The organism is Rhodoferax sp. SPJ21, from assembly GCF_058216335.1.
Map to the genome: position 1 here is coordinate 1,422,066 of NZ_JBYZMO010000002.1, position 15,646 is coordinate 1,437,711.

The following is a 15,646-nucleotide window of genomic DNA, read 5'->3' on the forward strand; positions in this document are numbered from 1 at the left end:
GTATGGCTGAGGAGCTGAACCGGGCCATCTTGCTGGCATTGCTGTCCGAATCCGAGCCCATATCCCTGCCGCGCCTGGGCAAGCGTCTGGGCCTGGGCGCCAGTGTGCTGATGCGCGCTCTTGCATTGATGGGTGAGGCCAGCTTGGGCGGTCAGCCCGGCCCGGGCTGGGTCACCTTGCGACTGGAAGATGAACGCTGGATGGCTGGGCTGACCGAGGCCGGCCGGCGCTTTTGTGCCGAGGCCTTGCATGGCTGAGCTACCGCCGCCCCTGGTGTCCGTGGCGGTGCGGCGCTTTCCAGCCGACCAGGAGCAGGCCGACCAGGTGGCAGCCGAAGTACCGGTGGCCCTGGTGTTCAACGGTATCTCGCACGCGGTGATGATGGCCACGCCGCAAGACCTGGAAGCCTTTGCACTCGGCTTTGCGCTGAGCGAAGGCATTCTGGATCGCGTGGCCGACTGCTATGGCATCGAGGTGCAGGCCGGTGCGGGCGCCTGTGAGGTGCAGCTGGAGGTGTCTTCGCGTTGCTTTCAGCGCCTGAAGGAGCGCCGCCGCAGCCTGGCCGGCCGTACCGGCTGCGGTGTCTGCGGCATCGACAGCCTGGCCGCGCTGGACCTGGAGCCCACGCCCATGCCGCCGCAAGCCTGGGCCACCCAGCTGCAGGCAGCCACGGTGCTGAAGGTGCTGCAAGCCATGCCGCCTCTGCAGGTGCTGAACGCGGCCTGCGGCTCGCTGCACGCAGCCGGCTGGGCCACGCCGGACGGCGTGTTGACCGATGTACTGGAAGACGTGGGCCGGCATAACGCGCTGGACAAGCTGCTGGGCCAGTTGGCGCGCGCCGGGCGCCTGGGCGAGCCGGGCTTAGTAGTGATGTCCAGCCGGGCCAGCTATGAGCTGGTGCGCAAATGCGCCCGCCTGAACGTGGCGGCGCTGGCCACGATTTCAGCGCCCACGGCGCTGGCCATCCAGATCGCCGAAACCGCTGGGCTGCAGCTCTGGGGGCTGTGCCGCGACCCGCGTGCGGTGCGCTACACCGCCTGATATTAGGTGCTATATATTTAATAGCTTCCTGCGCAGGTTTTATATGCGCTAGAGGCTTATTTCTTATAAGTCTCTATCAGCCGCCGGCCACGCCCTGGGTGTTCACATAGAGGGCATAGACCGACTGGCTTGCCGCCATGAACAGGCGGTTGCGCTTGGGGCCGCCAAAACACAGGTTGGCGCAGCGCTCGGGCAGGGCAATATGGCCTATGGGTGTGGCGTCGGGGGCGAAGACCATCACGCCGTCATGCCCCGGCCCGCCACCCCAGCCGGCCCACAGATTGCCGTCCACATCGCAGCGGAAACCGTCAGGGCTGACGCCGTCTTCGCAGGTGAAGAACACGCGGTCGTTCACCAGCGTGGCGCCATCGGCCGCCAGGTCAAATACCCGGATGCGCCGGGGCGAGGCGCCCGACTCCACCACATACAGCAGCCGCTCATCCGGCGAGAAGCACAGGCCATTCGGCCGGGCCACCGCATCGGTCACCACCGTGCACTGGCCGCTGGCCGGGTCGAAGCGGTAGACGCAGGTGGGCAGCTCCGGCGTGGCGTTGTGCCCCTCGTAGTGCCCCATGATGCCGAAGGGCGGGTCGGTAAACCACACCGTGCCATCAGACTTCACCACTACGTCGTTTGGCGAGTTCAGCGGCTTGCCGTTGAAGCTGTCCACCAGTACCGTGGTGCTGCCGTCGTGCTCGGTGCGCACCACGCGCCGCCCGCCGTGTTCACAGCTGACAAGCCTGCCCTGGCGGTCGCGGGTGTGGCCGTTGCTGTAGTTCGATGGCTGGCGGAACACGCTCACCGCGCCGGTGGATTCTTCCCACTTCAGCATGCGGTTATTGGGGATGTCGCTCCATAAAAGATAGCGTCCATCGCCGAACCATACAGGCCCCTCGGCCCAGCGCATGCCGGTGGCGAGGCGTTCTACAGCGGCGGCATACAGGTGGTATTTTTGAAAACGCGGGTCCAGCACCTGGATGGCCGGGTCGGGGTAACGTTCGCAGGCTTGCCACATGGGGAGCTTCCTCGAAAAGCAAAGCGGCCAGTATGCCTGCGGCGCAGCCTATGGGGCCGCGTCGGGCCGGTCCCAGGGTGGAATGTCGCCTAGCACTTCCAGCAGAAAGTCGATCAGCGCACGCACCTTGGGGCTGGGGAAACGGCTGGGCAGGTACACGGCGTACAGCGTGTCGGCCTCGGCCGGGCGGCCCACGGGTTGCCAGTCCTGCAGCAGGGGAACGAGCCGCCCAGTGCGCAGGTCGGCCCCGGCTGCATAGGTGGGTAGCACCGCCAGGCCCATGCCGGCCAGTGTGGCCACGCGCAGGGCTTCGCTGCTGTTGGTGGTGAGGCCGCTTTCAAACCGCAGCGCTGACTGCACGTCCACCGTCTCTTCATGGCCCAGTGTGCTGTGGCGAAAGCGCCATTGGGTGGGCGTGTGCAGGTAGCCGAAGGTGAGGCAGCGGTGCTGGGCCAGCGCTTCCAGTGTGGTCGGCGTGCCGTGCTGCGCCAGGTAGGCCGGTGTGGCGCACAGCCGGTACAGGATGGGGGCCAGCCGGCGCGCCACCAGTCCGGGGCTGGGGCTGGCGGTCAGGCGCAGCACCACGTCGAAGCCTTCTTCGGCCAGGTCCACGTAGCGGTCGTTCAGGCCCAGCACCACCCGCAGCTGTGGGTAGCGCGCGCAGAACTGCGCCATCAGTGCGGTGAGCTGCTGGTTGCCAAAGGCGGTGGAGGTGCTCAGCCGCAGCGTGCCCTGGGGCAGCGCCTGGTCGCCCGCGACTTCGGCTTCCAGCGCCTGGGCTTCTTCCAGCATGCGCTGGGCGCGCTCGTAGACGCGGCTACCCTCGTCCGTGGGGCTCACGCTGCGGGTGGTGCGGTGCAACAACCGGGTGCCGAGCTGGGCTTCCAGGCGGTTTACTTGTTTGCTGACGGCAGACTTGGTGCTGCCCAGGCGGCGTGCCGCGCCGGATAGGCTGCGCGCTTCGATCACGCGGGTAAAGGTGGCTAGGTCTTCCAGGCGTCCCATGGTCGTTCTACTTTTGGAAACTCTGATGCGCCATTGTGGTGGATTGTGTCCAGAGGCTCCAGTTTTTACATTAGTGGTGCGGCCTGTCTGTGGTGCCGCAAGGAGTTCACCATGGCTGCATCCAGCACTTTTTCTGCGATTTCACCCCCTGGCCTGGCGCAGCGCCTGCAGGGCCTGGCCGACGCCAGTCTGCCGCTGACCTTCATCTTGCTGTGGAGCACCGGCTATGTGGCGGGCAAGCTGGCGCTGCCGCATGTGGGGCCGTTCACCCTGCTGGTGCTGCGGTTTGGCCTGGCGGCTCTGGTGCTGGGGCTGGTGTCCTGGGTCAGCCGAGCGCCCTGGCCCCGGCGGGCGCGCGACTGGGGGCACCTGGCCGTGGTCGGTCTGCTGATGCAGGCGCTGCATTTTTCGGGGGTGTATTACGGTTTGCGGCTGGGCTTGTCGGCCGGGGTGGCGGGCCTGCTGATCGGCATGATGCCCTTGGCGACGGCGCTGGGCGCGCATGTCTGGCTGGGCGAGCGGGTGGGCCGTTTGCAACTGCTGGGTTTGGCCGGTGGGGTGTTGGGCGTGGTGTTGGTGGTGGCCGGTAAAGCGCCGGGTGGCGGCATCAGTGCGGCGGCGGTGGCTGTCACCTTGCTCGGGTTGCTGGGCCTGGTGGCGGGTACCTTGTACCAAAAGCGTTTTTGTGCCGGTATGGACTTGCGCAGTGGCGCCTGTGTGCAGATGGCCGTGGCTACCGTGGCTGCCGCCGTGTTGGCGGCACCTGCCGAGGGCTTTGTCGTGCACTGGCATGGCGAGTTGGTGTTTGCCGTGCTGTGGTTGGGGCTGGTGAACTCCATCGGTGCGTTCAGTCTGCTGTTTGTGATGGTGCGTCGGGGCCAGGCTGGGCAGGTGGCCAGTTTGTTCTATTTGATTCCAGGCGTGACGGCGCTGTTCGGCTTTGCGCTGTTGGGCGAGCGCTTGTCGCCGTTGGCGCTGGCCGGGTTTGCGGTATCGGCCCTGGCGGTGCTGGCCTGCGCGCGGGGCGGGGCAGCGGTGCGTTGATCCGTTCCTATGGCCGACAGCCTGCGGGGTTTTGCAAGGTGTGCTGGGAGTCGGCTGGGGTTTACGCTAAGGTACGCCCCCATGCAAACATCATTCTTGCGCCTGGGCTGGCGCACCTTGTGGCGCGATCTGCGCTCGGGGGAATTACGCCTGTTGATCGTGGCCGTCACTTTGGCCGTCGCTGCTTTGAGTGCAGTGGGCTTTTTTGCCGACCGCTTGCAAGGTGGTTTGCAGCGCGATGCGCGCCAGTTGCTGGGTGGCGACGCGGTGGTCGTCAGTGACAACGCCATGCCGGCCAGCTTTCTGGCCCAGGCGCAGGCCCAGGGCCTGCAGTCCGTAGGCACGCTGACCCTGGCCACCATGGCCCGGGCCGAGGACGCGCAGGGCGGTGCCAGCAAGCTGGTGGCGCTCAAATCCGTGGCCGCCGGCTACCCTTTGCGCGGTAGCCTGACCGTGGCCGACAGCGCCGATGGCCCCCAGCACACCACACGCGAGATCCCTGCACCCGGCACGGCCTGGGTGGACGCGTCCCTGCTGGAGGCGCTGGGGCTGAAGCTGGGCGACAGCCTGCTGCTGGGCGATGCGCGCTTGCGCGTGGCCAAGACCATCGCCATCGAGCCCGACCGGGGCAGCGGCTTCATGTCGTTTTCACCGCGCGTGATGCTGAACGAGGCCGACCTGGCCGCCACCGGCCTGGTCCAGCCGGCCAGCCGCATCACCTACCGTTTCGCCGTGGCCGGGGCCGATCCGGCTGTGCAGCGCTATGTGGACTGGGCCACGGCCGAGGTCAAGAAGCCGGACATCCACGGCGTGCGCATCGAGTCGCTAGAAACCGGCCGCCCCGAGATGCGCCAGACGCTAGACCGCGCCAATAAATTCTTAAACCTGGTGGCCCTGCTGTCGGCCCTGCTCAGCGCGGTGGCCGTGGCCCTGGCCGCGCGCGGCTTTGCCGCCAACCACCTGGACGACTGCGCCATGCTGCGTGTGCTGGGCCAGAGCCAGCGCACCATCGCGCTGAGCTATGCCTTCGAGTTCGCGCTGGTAGGCATCTTCGCCAGTCTGCTGGGCGTGGCGATTGGCTTTGGCGTGCACTACCTGTTCGTGCTACTACTGGCCGGCCTGGTGGATGCCAGCTTGCCCGCCGCCACCTGGTGGCCGGCGGCCTTGGGGCTGGGCATGGGCATGACCCTGCTGTTCGCCTTCGGCCTGCCGCCGGTGCTGCAGCTGGCCTCGGTGCCGCCGCTGCGGGTGATACGCCGCGATGTGGGCGGCCTCAAGCCGGCTTCGGTGGGCGTGCTGGGCCTGGGTGTACTGGGCTTTGCCGCGCTGCTGCTGGCGGCCAGCAGCGACATCACCCTGGGCCTGATTGCCGTGGGCGGTTTTGCGGGTGCGGTACTGGTGTTTGCCGGCCTGGGCTGGGTGGCGGTGAAGCTGCTGCGCCGCAGCGTGAACGAGACCACCGCGCCGCGTTGGCTGGTACTGGCCACGCGGCAGATGTCGGCCCGCCCGGCCTACGCCGTGGTGCAGGTCAGCGCGCTGGCCGTGGGCCTGCTGGCCCTGGTACTGCTGGTGCTGCTGCGCACCGACCTGATCCAGAGCTGGCGCAAGGCCACGCCGCCGGATGCGCCCAACCGCTTCGTCATCAACATCATGCCTGACCAGGCCGCCGACTTCCGCAAGAACCTGGCTGACGCCGGGGTGAAGGATTACGACTGGTTCCCCATGTTCCGTGGCCGCCTGGTGGCCATCAACGGCAAGCCCGTCAGCCCGGACGACTACGTGGAAGACCGCGCCAAGCGCCTGGTGGACCGCGAGTTCAACCTGTCCAACACCGCCGAGCGGCCAGCGCACAACCCCCTGGCCGCCGGCCAATGGGCCGACCAGGAGGCCGGCGCCATCAGCGTGGAGGAGGGCATTGCCAAGACCCTGGGCCTGCACCTGGGCGACACGCTGCGCTTCGACATTGGTGGTCAGCCCAGCGAGGCCAAGATCACCTCGCTGCGCAAGGTGGACTGGGGCTCCATGCGCGCCAACTTCTTCGTGATCTACCCGCTGGCGCAGATGCCGCCCGACATCGCCGTCACCTACCTGGCCGCCTTCAAGGCGCCGCCTACCAAGGGTTTTGACAACCAGCTGGTGCGCCAGTTTCCCAACATCACGGCGGTGGACCTGAGCATCACGCTGGGCCAGCTGCAGCGCGTGCTGGACCAGGTGGTGCGCGCGGTAGAGTTCCTCTTCGGCTTCACCCTGGCCGCCGGCCTGGTGGTGCTGTTCGCCGCCATCACCGCCACCCGCGAGGAGCGCGCCCGCGAGTTCGCCATCATGCGCGCCCTGGGCGCCCCCAGCAGCCTGCTGCGACAGGTGCAGCGGGCTGAACTGGCCGGCGTAGGCCTGCTGGCCGGCTTCCTGGCCAGCCTGGTCGCCGTGGCCGTGGGCTGGGCCTTGAGCCGCTACGTTTTCGAATTCGCCTGGAGCGGCTCGCTGTGGGTGCCCTTGTTCGGCGCACTGGCCGGCGCCGTGCTGGCATTGGCGGCGGGTTGGTGGGGTTTGCGTGATGTGCTGCGCCGGCCGGTGGTGGAGACGCTGCGCCGGGCTGCGGCGTAATCGCTCTTTTTTTGATAGCTGCTAGCGCAGAATTTATCTGCGCTAGCGCTAATTTTCATAGATTCTTAACCCGCGTGCCACAGCGCGAGGTTGGACAACAGAATCACCAGGCCCGAGGTGTTGATTAAAAGACCGGCGGTGGTTTTCAGTTCTTTCATGGTGCTTGTTCCTGTGGGGTGGGGTCGGGATGTATAGGCTCAAATGGTAGAGAGAGCCTGGTGATTTGTGAAGTAAATCAAATGAATGCCATTGATAGTTTTTTTGAAACATCGATGCAGTAGCTCCGGGTGGCCGAAAATACCCGCTTCGGCCTGGCCCCGCGTAGCGGCGCTATGCTGCATTTTTAATAGCTGCTAGCGCAAGGTTTATCTGCGCTGCGGCCCTTTTTTTTCTGAGCCCATGCAAATCCAAGAAAAGCCACCTGCCGCTACCCCGTTCGAATGGATAGGCGGCGAAGAGCGGGTCAAGGCGCTGACAGAGCGCTTCTATGACCTGATGGACCTGGAGCCTGGTTATGCCGCGCTGCGCGGCTCGCACGGCTCCACGCTGGACAATGCGCGGCAGCGGCTGTTCATGTTCTTGTGCGGCTGGTTGGGCGGGCCGCAGTACTACACCGAGCAGTTTGGCCACCCTCGGCTGCGCGCGCGGCATATGCCGTTCAAGATCGGCATTCTGGAGCGTGACCAATGGCTGGCCTGCATGGACCAGGCCATGGGCGAGACCGGGGTGGACGAAGCCCTGCGCGCCCGCTTGCGCGACAGCTTTTTCCAAACCGCCGATTGGATGCGCAACCAGGGCGTGTGATGGCTGCTTGCATCCACTGGGGACGCTGAGGGGCATCACCAAAGTCTTCCCCGCTCAGGCGGAAGAGCACCAGTTCGATGACGTATCTACGGCTCCCGGGAGTTTTTAGGGACTGACCTTGGTTCGGCGTTGGCTGCCAGTGCCCTTAGTCTGCATTTTTCGGCCCAAACGACCGTTTTTGTCGGGGCCTCGGGTGCGGTGTTTCGGCTGGCCATGGTGGTGCTGGTGGCCGTCTTGCGGCAGCGCGAGAGCCGGCCCCAGCTGTTTGGCAAGCAAGTGCTTCGGAGCCTCGGGTTTTTCGTGGTGTATTCGCTGGTACTTGGTTTTTGCAGACGGGTTTGGACAACGCGGCCCATGTCGGCGGTTTTTTTGGCCGGGCCGCTGGTGGGCTGCATCTTGCAGGGCGGGCCGACCTGTTGCGCGTGCGGCCCCTGCTGCGGGGGGGGGCCATGGGCCCTGGCGAGGGCGGTGCTTGCACCCCAAGCGACGGTGGATTTTCAACGCCGCTACGCGGGTGCCGCGGCTTTTGACTTGGGTCTGCTTAGCTTCAATGCGGCCATGTAGCGCTTTGGCTAGGAGTTGCAATTGCGGCGGCCGGGCCAACTCACCGCGCAGGATGCAGACGCACGCAGCCGCAGCGTGCATGCCCTGACGTTTCGCAAGGTGCAGGTCGAACTGGCCGCGGCTTGGTTGCAACTCGGCGATCCGCGTCTGGCGCTGTTTCACGAGCTGCGGCAACTGGTGGGATGGATGGTCGAACCGCAGGCGATACATTGACCACCCCGCCCGGCAGCAGCCAGCCACAGCCCGTTGACAAGGCCCCCATGGCGGTGCTGCTGGCGACGATATAGCGTGCGACCCAGCATTTGGCATGGCTGGAGGCCCCGGGCCATCGCGGCCATTGAGCCGAGCGACAGGCATCCGCGTCAAAACGACACCAGCATTTGTGCCCTCTGCCACGGTCCGAAATGCATCTGGTGCTATGGGTTTTGAAAATCACATGCACATCCACGGCTACTATCCGTACACCTATTTACAAACCGGCCCGTAACCGCAATGGCAAACACCCCCCCTTCAAACGGAAGCTATCTCCAAAACCGGCAAGCCCAGGCTGCCACCGAGCTGGCCGAAGCCGAAAACCGGCTTGAGCGCCTGCGGGCCGAATTCATGTCGCATTACCCGGCCTGTGAAAGTGCGGCCCAGGAGATGCAGGTGGTGCTGGCGACTACCTCGACGCGCCTGGCTGCTGACCTGCGCAGCCAGGCGCGCAAGGCTGCACTGGACAAGGCGCGTTCCCTGAAAGCGCTGGTTCCCCACGGCAAATTGCGCTTGCTGCTGTGGGCCAGCCTGTTGTTGCTGGGGCCGTGGCTGTCCACGCATCTGTTCATGCCGTTCGTGGGGAGTCCATTCACACTCGGCTATTGGCAGTGGCTGGTGAATGTGTTGACGAGCCTGTCGATCAGCACCTTGTTCATTCTCTACCTGCCCGTGGCCCTGTTGTACGGTGCACTGGTCAAATGGGGGGCGGTACGCCAGGGCGACCGCGACAGCCTGGCGGCACGCGAGGCGGTGCTGGAGTTTGGCCGACGTGCGCTCAGCTTGCTGCATTTCGGCGACAAGGAGAGTGGTGACAGCCGCCACCCTTACCTGGCGACCAGGGCACCGTGGCCAGACCATGTCATTCGCGCCCATTTGAACATCGACTCCCAATACGGCAAGCTGTTCGGTGCGGATCTCGTTACCATCCGCAAGGCCGAAGGTGGCGATAGCGTGTATGCCCAGCTGCGTTTGCCGACCGGCGACCAGCCCGCAAGGCTGATCTTGATGGATGCCAAGGAGCGCTCGCTGCACTGGACGTGGCAGGAATCCTTGGCCATGGCAGCAGTTCCTGCGCTGGCCGGACTGGTGGCTCCAATCCGCACGTTGGCCCAGCATGGCGATGCGTGGTCGTTGGAAGCCAGCCGTGTCAATGCGCTGCGCCAGCGCATGAAAACCCTGCAAGAGGTCATCCACAACTGGACGGATGTGGCCATCAACGAGCCGACGCTGGACCAGGTGCTCAAATTGGTGGATATGTTCGTGTCGGGGCGCAAGCCCTCGCCCAAGGGTATTCTGCTGTACGGCCCGCCCGGCACAGGCAAGACCCTGATCGCTCGCAGGCTGGCCAAGCATGCTGGCTGCCATTTCGAGGCGGTCAATATCGCCAACCTCAAAGGGCAGCACATGGGCAGCACCGCCCCGATGGTTAAGGCGGTATGGGACCGCTGCCGCAAAAATGCCCCGGCCCTGTTGTTTGTGGATGAATGCGAGAGCGTCTTTGCGCGCCGGGGTGGCGTGGACACCGATAGCTTTGGTAACGAGCTGGTGCAGACCTTTATCTCTGAATGGGATGGCTTCAACCAATCCTCTGGCCAGGTGCTGGTGATCGGGGCCACCAACCGCAGCGATATCCTGGACGATGCTGTCGTCTCGCGTTTCACTGCGAAGGTGGAGATCGGCCTGCCCGATGCCACCGCCCGCCGCCGCATCCTGGCCCACGAGCTCCTGCAGGCCGGGGTGGAGAGCGCGCTGCCGGACACGGTGGTTCAGGAGAGCAGCGGCATGTCTGGGCGCGACTTGCACACGCTGGTGGCCTCCGTGATCGCCGACCACCTGGACCGCGAGCTGCAACCCGAGAGCCTGTTGGCGGCGATCCGCCAGGTGCGGGGCAAAGGCTCCACGCAAGTCGCCGAACTGGGCTGGAACGACATCGTGCTGCCCCCCGACACGCGCGAGGAGTTTGAGAGCCTGGGGGCCGAACTCCGCGATGCCGAGCAACTGGCCAAGCTTGGCATCTCGCCGCCAGCGGGCATCTTGCTCTACGGCCCACCGGGCACGGGAAAGACCCAGATCGCTCGCGTTCTGGCCGGACAATCGGGGCTGGGCTTTGTCGCCGCCAGTACGGCCGACATGAAGGCTAACTACCTGGGCCAGTCCGGCAGCAAGGTCAAGGCCTTGTTCGAGCGGGCCCGTGCGCAGGCACCCTGTATTTTGTTCATTGACGAGATCGACATCGTCGCCCCGTCGCGCGACGGGAGTCGTGACGACGTGATGACCCAGGAAATCGTTGGCCAGTTGTTGCAAGAGCTGGACGGCGTGGCCAGCAAAAAAGGCCAGGTGTTTCTGCTCTGCGCCAGCAACCACCCCGACCGCGTGGATAGCGCGGTGCTGTCGCGGCTGGACCGAAAAATCCGTATCGACCTACCCGACCTGGCCGCGCGCACTGCGATCCTGTTACTGGAATTGGGTGGCAAGCCCTTGGCATTCGATCCGACCCCGGCTGCCGAAGCAGTGGCTGCCAAGACGCAGGGCTGGTCGGGCCGCGACCTGCATAAGCTGGTCAGCCGTGCCACCCGCAAGGCCGTGGCCCGTGCCCGGCGTGCCGGTGGCGATGCCAGTAACACCCAGTTGGCGGTCGAGGACTTAGAGGCTTCGCTGGACGAACGCGAAGCGGCATAAACATTTTTGGGCACCAGTTATCCTTTTAAAAACCACCATGGCACATACCTCCCTGACCCCGCTTCCCGCCCCCATCCGCGTCGCCGTCATTGGCTACGGCTTGGCGGGCCGCGTCTTCCATGCACCCTTGATTGCTGGCGTGCCGGGGCTGAAACTGGCCTGTATCTGCTCCAGCAAGCCCGAGGTAGTGCTCGCCGACTGGCCGGATGTACGCGTGGTGCCCACGCCTGAGGCGGCGTTTGCCGATCCGGACATCGACCTGGTGGTCATTGCCACCAGCAACACCAGCCACCACCCGCTGGCGCGCGCTGCGCTGCTGGCGGGCAAGCACGTGGTGGTGGACAAGCCCTGCACCGTGACCCTGGCGGAAACCGAGGACCTGCTGGCCGTGGCGGCGCAGCAGCAGCGCGTGCTGACGGTCTACCAGAACCGGCGTTTTGATGGCGACTTCCTGTTACTACAGCAGGTGTTGGCCGGCGGCCAGCTGGGGCGCATCACGCATTTCGAGTCGCACTTTGACCGCTTCCGCCATGTGGTGCCCGGCAAATGGCGCGAGCAGGATATTCCTGGCTCTGACCTGTGGCTGGACCTGGGTGCGCACCTGGTGGACCAGGCGCTGCAGCTGTTCGGCGTGCCCGACGATATCTCGCTGGATGTGGCGCGCCAGCGTGAGAACACCCAGACGAATGACTACTTCCATGCCCAGTTGCGCTACGAGTCGGTGCACCCCGGCTTGCGTGTGGTGCTGCACGCCAGTTCCTGCGTCACCACGCCGGGGCCGCGTTTTGTCGTGCATGGCACCGGCGGATCGTTTACCAAGTTCGGCCTGGACCCGCAGGAAGATGCGCTCAAGGCCGGTGGTCGTCCCCAACTGGAGCTGCTGGGTAACTGGGGCTTCGACCGTCTTCCCGGCCAGCTGACCCGCCATCTGGACGGCGAAGAGGTGGGCGAGACCACACCGGACGTGGCTGGCAACTATCTGCTGTACTACGCTGGTTTGCGCGACTATCTGAGCGGTGCCACCGGCAGCGCCCCGGTGACGCCACGCCAGGTGTTCCAGGTCATGGCCATGTTGGGCCGGGGCGAGCAGAGCGCTGCCAGCGGCAGCTTTGTGGCGACGGCGGATTTGCGTTAAGCCTCGACGCGGGTAATGCCGATCACGATGCTGGCGACGAAGCCGACATAGTCGTCGCCGCTGACGCTCAGCGTTTCGCCGGCTGGCACCAGGCGGTAGGGCTGTGCGGGCTCGCTGGCGGCCTGCGGAAAGCGCAGCTGCGTGCTGGCTGACGTTAGCGTGCGCGATGAAGGCACGGTGTTCGGCAGCAGCAACTGCATGTGCAACTGTTGTTGCGCCGGGTTGCTGCCCGGATACAGGGTCTTGAACGTGACCTTGCCGCCCGACGTGGTGCACTGCACGCCCTGCAGGGTGCTGGCGGCCTCGGTCGCCGCATCGTCGCTGCTGCTGCCGTGGCGCAAATACACCTCGGCGCCGCTGATGGCCCTGCCCTGGTTGTCCAGGTCTATCAGCTGCAGTGCCAGTGTGACGGGAATGCCCTTGCGGCCCTCGGTGATGTCCCAGCGCTGTAGTGCCTGGTTGTCCAGAATGTCCAGCAGCGAAGACGGGCCGGCGGATTCCGTGGCGGTCAGTACCACCATGGGCGTTCTAGGTGCTGCGTTGGCCGCTGCCGTGTACATGCTGGCCTGGACGGGCTCCGGGGTGGTGAAGAGCATGTTGGTGTTGGTTGTTTTATTTAATGGGAATATATCCCATATTTTCAAAGAGAATAAAAAATGCCCAATATCGGGCAAGCAATTGCCGTGCAAGTAGCGCGCAACCGGAAAACATCCGACAAGCCATGGACTTATGGGCATCGACATAAAATGCCCAGCCAACGCATATCCTTCCATCGCCTGTAGCTACAAAATGCGTAGCGGCATGGCGAGCAGCCATCCTCGCACCATGAAACGCCCCCGCTTTCTCCCCGACAACTTCACCCTGTGCCTGCTGGCGACCGTGACCCTGGCCAGCCTGTGGCCCGCCCAGGGCCCGGTGGCCCAGGGGTTTGAGATGTTGACCACGGCGGCCATCGCACTATTGTTCTTTCTGCATGGTGCCAAGCTGTCGCGTGCCGCGGTGGTGGCGGGCCTGAGCCATTGGCGTCTACATCTGTTGGTGGTGGTGTGTACCTTTGTGCTGTTCCCGGTGCTGGGGCTGCTGCTCAAGCCCGCGTTCTCGCTCATGCTCACGCCAGACCTCGCCGTGGGCATGCTGTTTCTATGCACCTTGCCGGCCACCGTGCAGTCCGCGATTGCCTTTACCGCCATGGCGCGTGGCAATGTGTCGGCGGCGGTGTGCAGCGCCTCGGCGTCCAGCCTGATTGGCGTGTTCATTACGCCGCTGCTGGTGGGCTGGCTGGTGGTGCCGGGCGGGGTGTCAGGCTCGGGCGAGCTGGAGGCTGTGGGCCGCATCATGCTGCAGCTGATGCTGCCTTTTGTCGCCGGCCAATTGCTGCAGCCCTGGATTGGCGGCTTTGTGAAAAAGCATGCAGCCGGGCTGAAGTTTGTCGACCAGGGCTCCATCCTGCTGGTGGTCTACACCGCCTTCAGCGCGGCTGTGATTGAAGGCCTGTGGAAGCAGGTGCCTTTGCCTACCTTGCTGGGTCTGGTGGCTGCCTGCTGCCTGTTGCTGGCCTTGTCGCTGTCCATGACCACCTGGTCCAGCCGCATTCTGGGCTTCAGCACCGAAGACGAGGTCACCATCGTGTTCTGCGGCTCCAAGAAAAGCCTGGCCAGCGGCGTACCCATGGCCAAGGTGCTGTTTGCCGCCCACACCGTGGGCGTGATGCTGCTGCCTTTGATGTTGTTCCACCAGATCCAGTTGATGGTGTGTGCCGTGCTGGCCCAACGCTACGCCAAGAGAGCCTCATGAGAAACCCGCTGAACACCATCCGCCCCGACATCCGGGCCATGCATTCCTACCTGGTGCAGGACGCCACCGGCATGGTCAAGCTCGACGCCATGGAGAACCCGCACCGCTTATCAATCGCACTGCAGGCCGAGCTTGGCGAGCGCCTGGGCGCCGTCGCGTTGAACCGCTACCCCGATGGCCGGGTGGACTACCTGCGCCAGGTGCTGGCCGCCCACACCGGCCTGCCCGAGGGCTATGGCCTGCTGCTGGGCAACGGCTCGGACGAACTCATCAGCCTGTTGTCCATCGCCTGTGACCAGTCGGGTGCCAAGGTGCTTGCCCCCTTGCCCGGCTTTGTGATGTACGCCATGAGCGCGCAGTTGCAAGGCCTGGAATTTGTCGGTGTGCCGCTGACCGCTGATTTCGAGCTGGACCTGCCCGCCATGCTGGCCGCCATCGACACGCACCAGCCTGCCATCATTTACCTGGCCTACCCGAACAACCCCACGGCGAATTTGTGGGACGAGGCTGCCATCGCGCAAGTCATCCAGGCCGCGCCCGGCCTGGTGGTGATCGACGAGGCCTACCAGCCGTTTTCCAGCAAAAGCTATCTGGACGTGATCCGCCGCGACCCGGCGCGACACAGCCATGTGCTGCTGATGCGCACCCTGAGCAAGTTCGGTCTGGCCGGCGTGCGCCTGGGTTATCTGGTGGGTCCGCAGGCGCTGATCGCTGAAATCGACAAAGTGCGGCCACCTTACAACGTCAGCCTGCTGAACTGCGAGTGTGCCTTGTTCGCCTTGGAGCACACCGAGGTGTTTGCGGCGCAGGCGCAGGACATTCGTACGCAGCGTGCTATCCTTTTCGCAGCACTGGGCGTTCTGCCTGGCGTCAAGGTCTGGCCCAGCGAGGCGAATATGCTGCTGCTGCGTGTCCCCGATGCCGCCAAAACCTTCGACGCCATGAAGGCCCAGGGCGTGCTGGTCAAGAACGTTTCTAAAATGCACCCCTTGCTGGCCAATTGTTTGCGTTTCACGGTGGGTACCGCCGAAGAGAATGAACGCTTGTTGGCAGCCTTTCAAAAATCCCTATGACCACCCCCACCGCTCCTGTTCTGCAACGCACCGCCGAAGTTACCCGCAACACGGCTGAAACCAAAATCACCGTCAAGCTGAACCTGGACGGCACCGGCAAGTCCACCCTCAGCACCGGCATCGGCTTCTTCGACCACATGCTGGACCAGATCGCCCGCCACGGCCTGATCGACCTGGACATCGCCTGTGTGGGCGACCTGCACATCGACGGCCACCACACGGTGGAAGACGTGGGTATCACCCTGGGCCAGGCCGTGCACAAGGCGGTCGGCGACAAAAAGGGCATTCGCCGCTACGGCCACGCCTATGTGCCACTGGACGAGGCGCTGAGCCGCGTGGTCATCGATTTCTCGGGGCGGCCCGGCCTGGAAATGCATGTGCCGTTCACCAGCGGCATGATCGGCACGTTCGATAGCCAGCTCACCTACGAGTTCTTCCAGGGCTTTGTGAACCATGCTTTCGTCACTCTGCACATCGACAACCTGAAAGGCGTGAACGCCCACCACCAGGCCGAAACCGTGTTCAAGGCTTTTGCCCGCGCGCTGCGCTCGGCGCTAGAGCTGGACCCGCGTTCTGTGGGCATGATCCCGTCCACCAAGGGCTCTTTGTAAATTTAAAAGTAGAATCGGCTTC

General features: G+C 64.7%; 15 protein-coding genes. 12 read left to right on the forward strand and 3 right to left on the reverse strand.

What is annotated here, in order from left to right:
- The first annotated feature begins 2 nt into the window (after positions 1 to 2).
- Together AC4BBN_RS14545 and fdhD are read left to right on the forward strand one after the other, a co-directional pair.
- Entirely contained in the window at positions 3 to 257 is a 255-nt protein-coding gene (locus tag AC4BBN_RS14545; protein WP_490592680.1) for a hypothetical protein, read from the forward strand.
- A complete protein-coding gene (gene fdhD / locus AC4BBN_RS14550) occupies positions 250 to 1,041 on the forward strand; it encodes a formate dehydrogenase accessory sulfurtransferase FdhD (RefSeq protein WP_490592681.1) in 792 nt (263 codons plus the stop codon). Before AC4BBN_RS14545 ends, fdhD begins: the two co-directional genes overlap by 8 nt.
- 76 nt (positions 1,042 to 1,117) lie before the next feature.
- Here fdhD and AC4BBN_RS14555 read toward each other — a convergent pair whose 3' ends face one another.
- Both AC4BBN_RS14555 and AC4BBN_RS14560 read right to left on the reverse strand, forming a co-directional pair.
- On the reverse strand, positions 1,118 to 2,056 hold the full coding sequence (locus tag AC4BBN_RS14555) for an SMP-30/gluconolactonase/LRE family protein (protein ID WP_490592682.1): 939 nt from the start codon (positions 2,054 to 2,056) through the stop codon (positions 1,118 to 1,120).
- A gap of 48 nt (positions 2,057 to 2,104) precedes the next feature.
- Positions 2,105 to 3,061 (reverse strand): LysR family transcriptional regulator, encoded by a 957-nt coding sequence (locus AC4BBN_RS14560; RefSeq protein WP_490592683.1) that lies wholly within the window; start codon positions 3,059 to 3,061, stop codon positions 2,105 to 2,107.
- Positions 3,062 to 3,172: 111 nt separating this feature from the next.
- Here AC4BBN_RS14560 and AC4BBN_RS14565 point away from each other — a divergent pair, with 111 nt between their 5' ends.
- The 7 genes from AC4BBN_RS14565 (at position 3,173) to AC4BBN_RS14595 (ending at position 12,146) form a co-directional block, all read left to right on the forward strand.
- Entirely contained in the window at positions 3,173 to 4,105 is a 933-nt protein-coding gene (locus AC4BBN_RS14565; protein WP_490592684.1) for a DMT family transporter, read from the forward strand.
- Positions 4,106 to 4,186: 81 nt separating this feature from the next.
- The gene (locus AC4BBN_RS14570) at positions 4,187 to 6,709 is read left to right on the forward strand and encodes an ABC transporter permease (protein WP_490592685.1); all 2,523 of its coding nucleotides are present in this window, start codon (positions 4,187 to 4,189) and stop codon (positions 6,707 to 6,709) included.
- Between the two features lie 399 nt (positions 6,710 to 7,108).
- Complete coding sequence (locus tag AC4BBN_RS14575) at positions 7,109 to 7,513, forward strand: group II truncated hemoglobin (protein ID WP_490592686.1); 405 nt, start codon at positions 7,109 to 7,111, stop codon at positions 7,511 to 7,513.
- 84 nt (positions 7,514 to 7,597) lie between these two features.
- On the forward strand, positions 7,598 to 8,077 hold the full coding sequence (locus tag AC4BBN_RS14580; protein ID WP_490592882.1) for a rhomboid family intramembrane serine protease: 480 nt from the start codon (positions 7,598 to 7,600) through the stop codon (positions 8,075 to 8,077).
- A 75-nt stretch (positions 8,078 to 8,152) separates the two neighbouring features.
- Positions 8,153 to 8,290, forward strand: a complete 138-nt coding sequence (locus AC4BBN_RS14585; protein WP_490592687.1) for a hypothetical protein — start codon at positions 8,153 to 8,155, stop codon at positions 8,288 to 8,290.
- Positions 8,291 to 8,569: 279 nt separating this feature from the next.
- Positions 8,570 to 11,011, forward strand: a complete 2,442-nt coding sequence (locus tag AC4BBN_RS14590) for an AAA family ATPase (protein ID WP_490592688.1) — start codon at positions 8,570 to 8,572, stop codon at positions 11,009 to 11,011.
- A gap of 37 nt (positions 11,012 to 11,048) precedes the next feature.
- A complete protein-coding gene (locus tag AC4BBN_RS14595) occupies positions 11,049 to 12,146 on the forward strand; it encodes an oxidoreductase (protein ID WP_490592689.1) in 1,098 nt (365 codons plus the stop codon).
- Here AC4BBN_RS14595 and AC4BBN_RS14600 read toward each other — a convergent pair.
- On the reverse strand, positions 12,143 to 12,742 hold the full coding sequence (locus AC4BBN_RS14600) for a peptidase associated/transthyretin-like domain-containing protein (protein WP_490592690.1): 600 nt from the start codon (positions 12,740 to 12,742) through the stop codon (positions 12,143 to 12,145). The genes AC4BBN_RS14595 and AC4BBN_RS14600 overlap by 4 nt on opposite strands.
- A gap of 229 nt (positions 12,743 to 12,971) precedes the next feature.
- On the opposite strand from AC4BBN_RS14600, the gene AC4BBN_RS14605 reads away from it, so the two are divergent.
- The 3 genes from AC4BBN_RS14605 to hisB are packed head-to-tail and all read left to right on the forward strand — an operon-like array spanning position 12,972 to position 15,624.
- The gene (locus AC4BBN_RS14605) at positions 12,972 to 13,940 is read left to right on the forward strand and encodes a bile acid:sodium symporter family protein (protein ID WP_490592691.1); all 969 of its coding nucleotides are present in this window, start codon (positions 12,972 to 12,974) and stop codon (positions 13,938 to 13,940) included.
- Positions 13,937 to 15,013 carry a histidinol-phosphate transaminase gene (gene hisC / locus AC4BBN_RS14610; protein WP_490592692.1) on the forward strand — a complete coding sequence of 359 codons (1,077 nt, stop codon included), beginning with the start codon at positions 13,937 to 13,939 and terminating at the stop codon, positions 15,011 to 15,013. Before AC4BBN_RS14605 ends, hisC begins: the two co-directional genes overlap by 4 nt.
- A complete protein-coding gene (hisB, locus tag AC4BBN_RS14615; RefSeq protein WP_490592693.1) occupies positions 15,010 to 15,624 on the forward strand; it encodes an imidazoleglycerol-phosphate dehydratase HisB in 615 nt (204 codons plus the stop codon). Before hisC ends, hisB begins: the two co-directional genes overlap by 4 nt.
- Positions 15,625 to 15,646 lie beyond the last annotated feature (22 nt).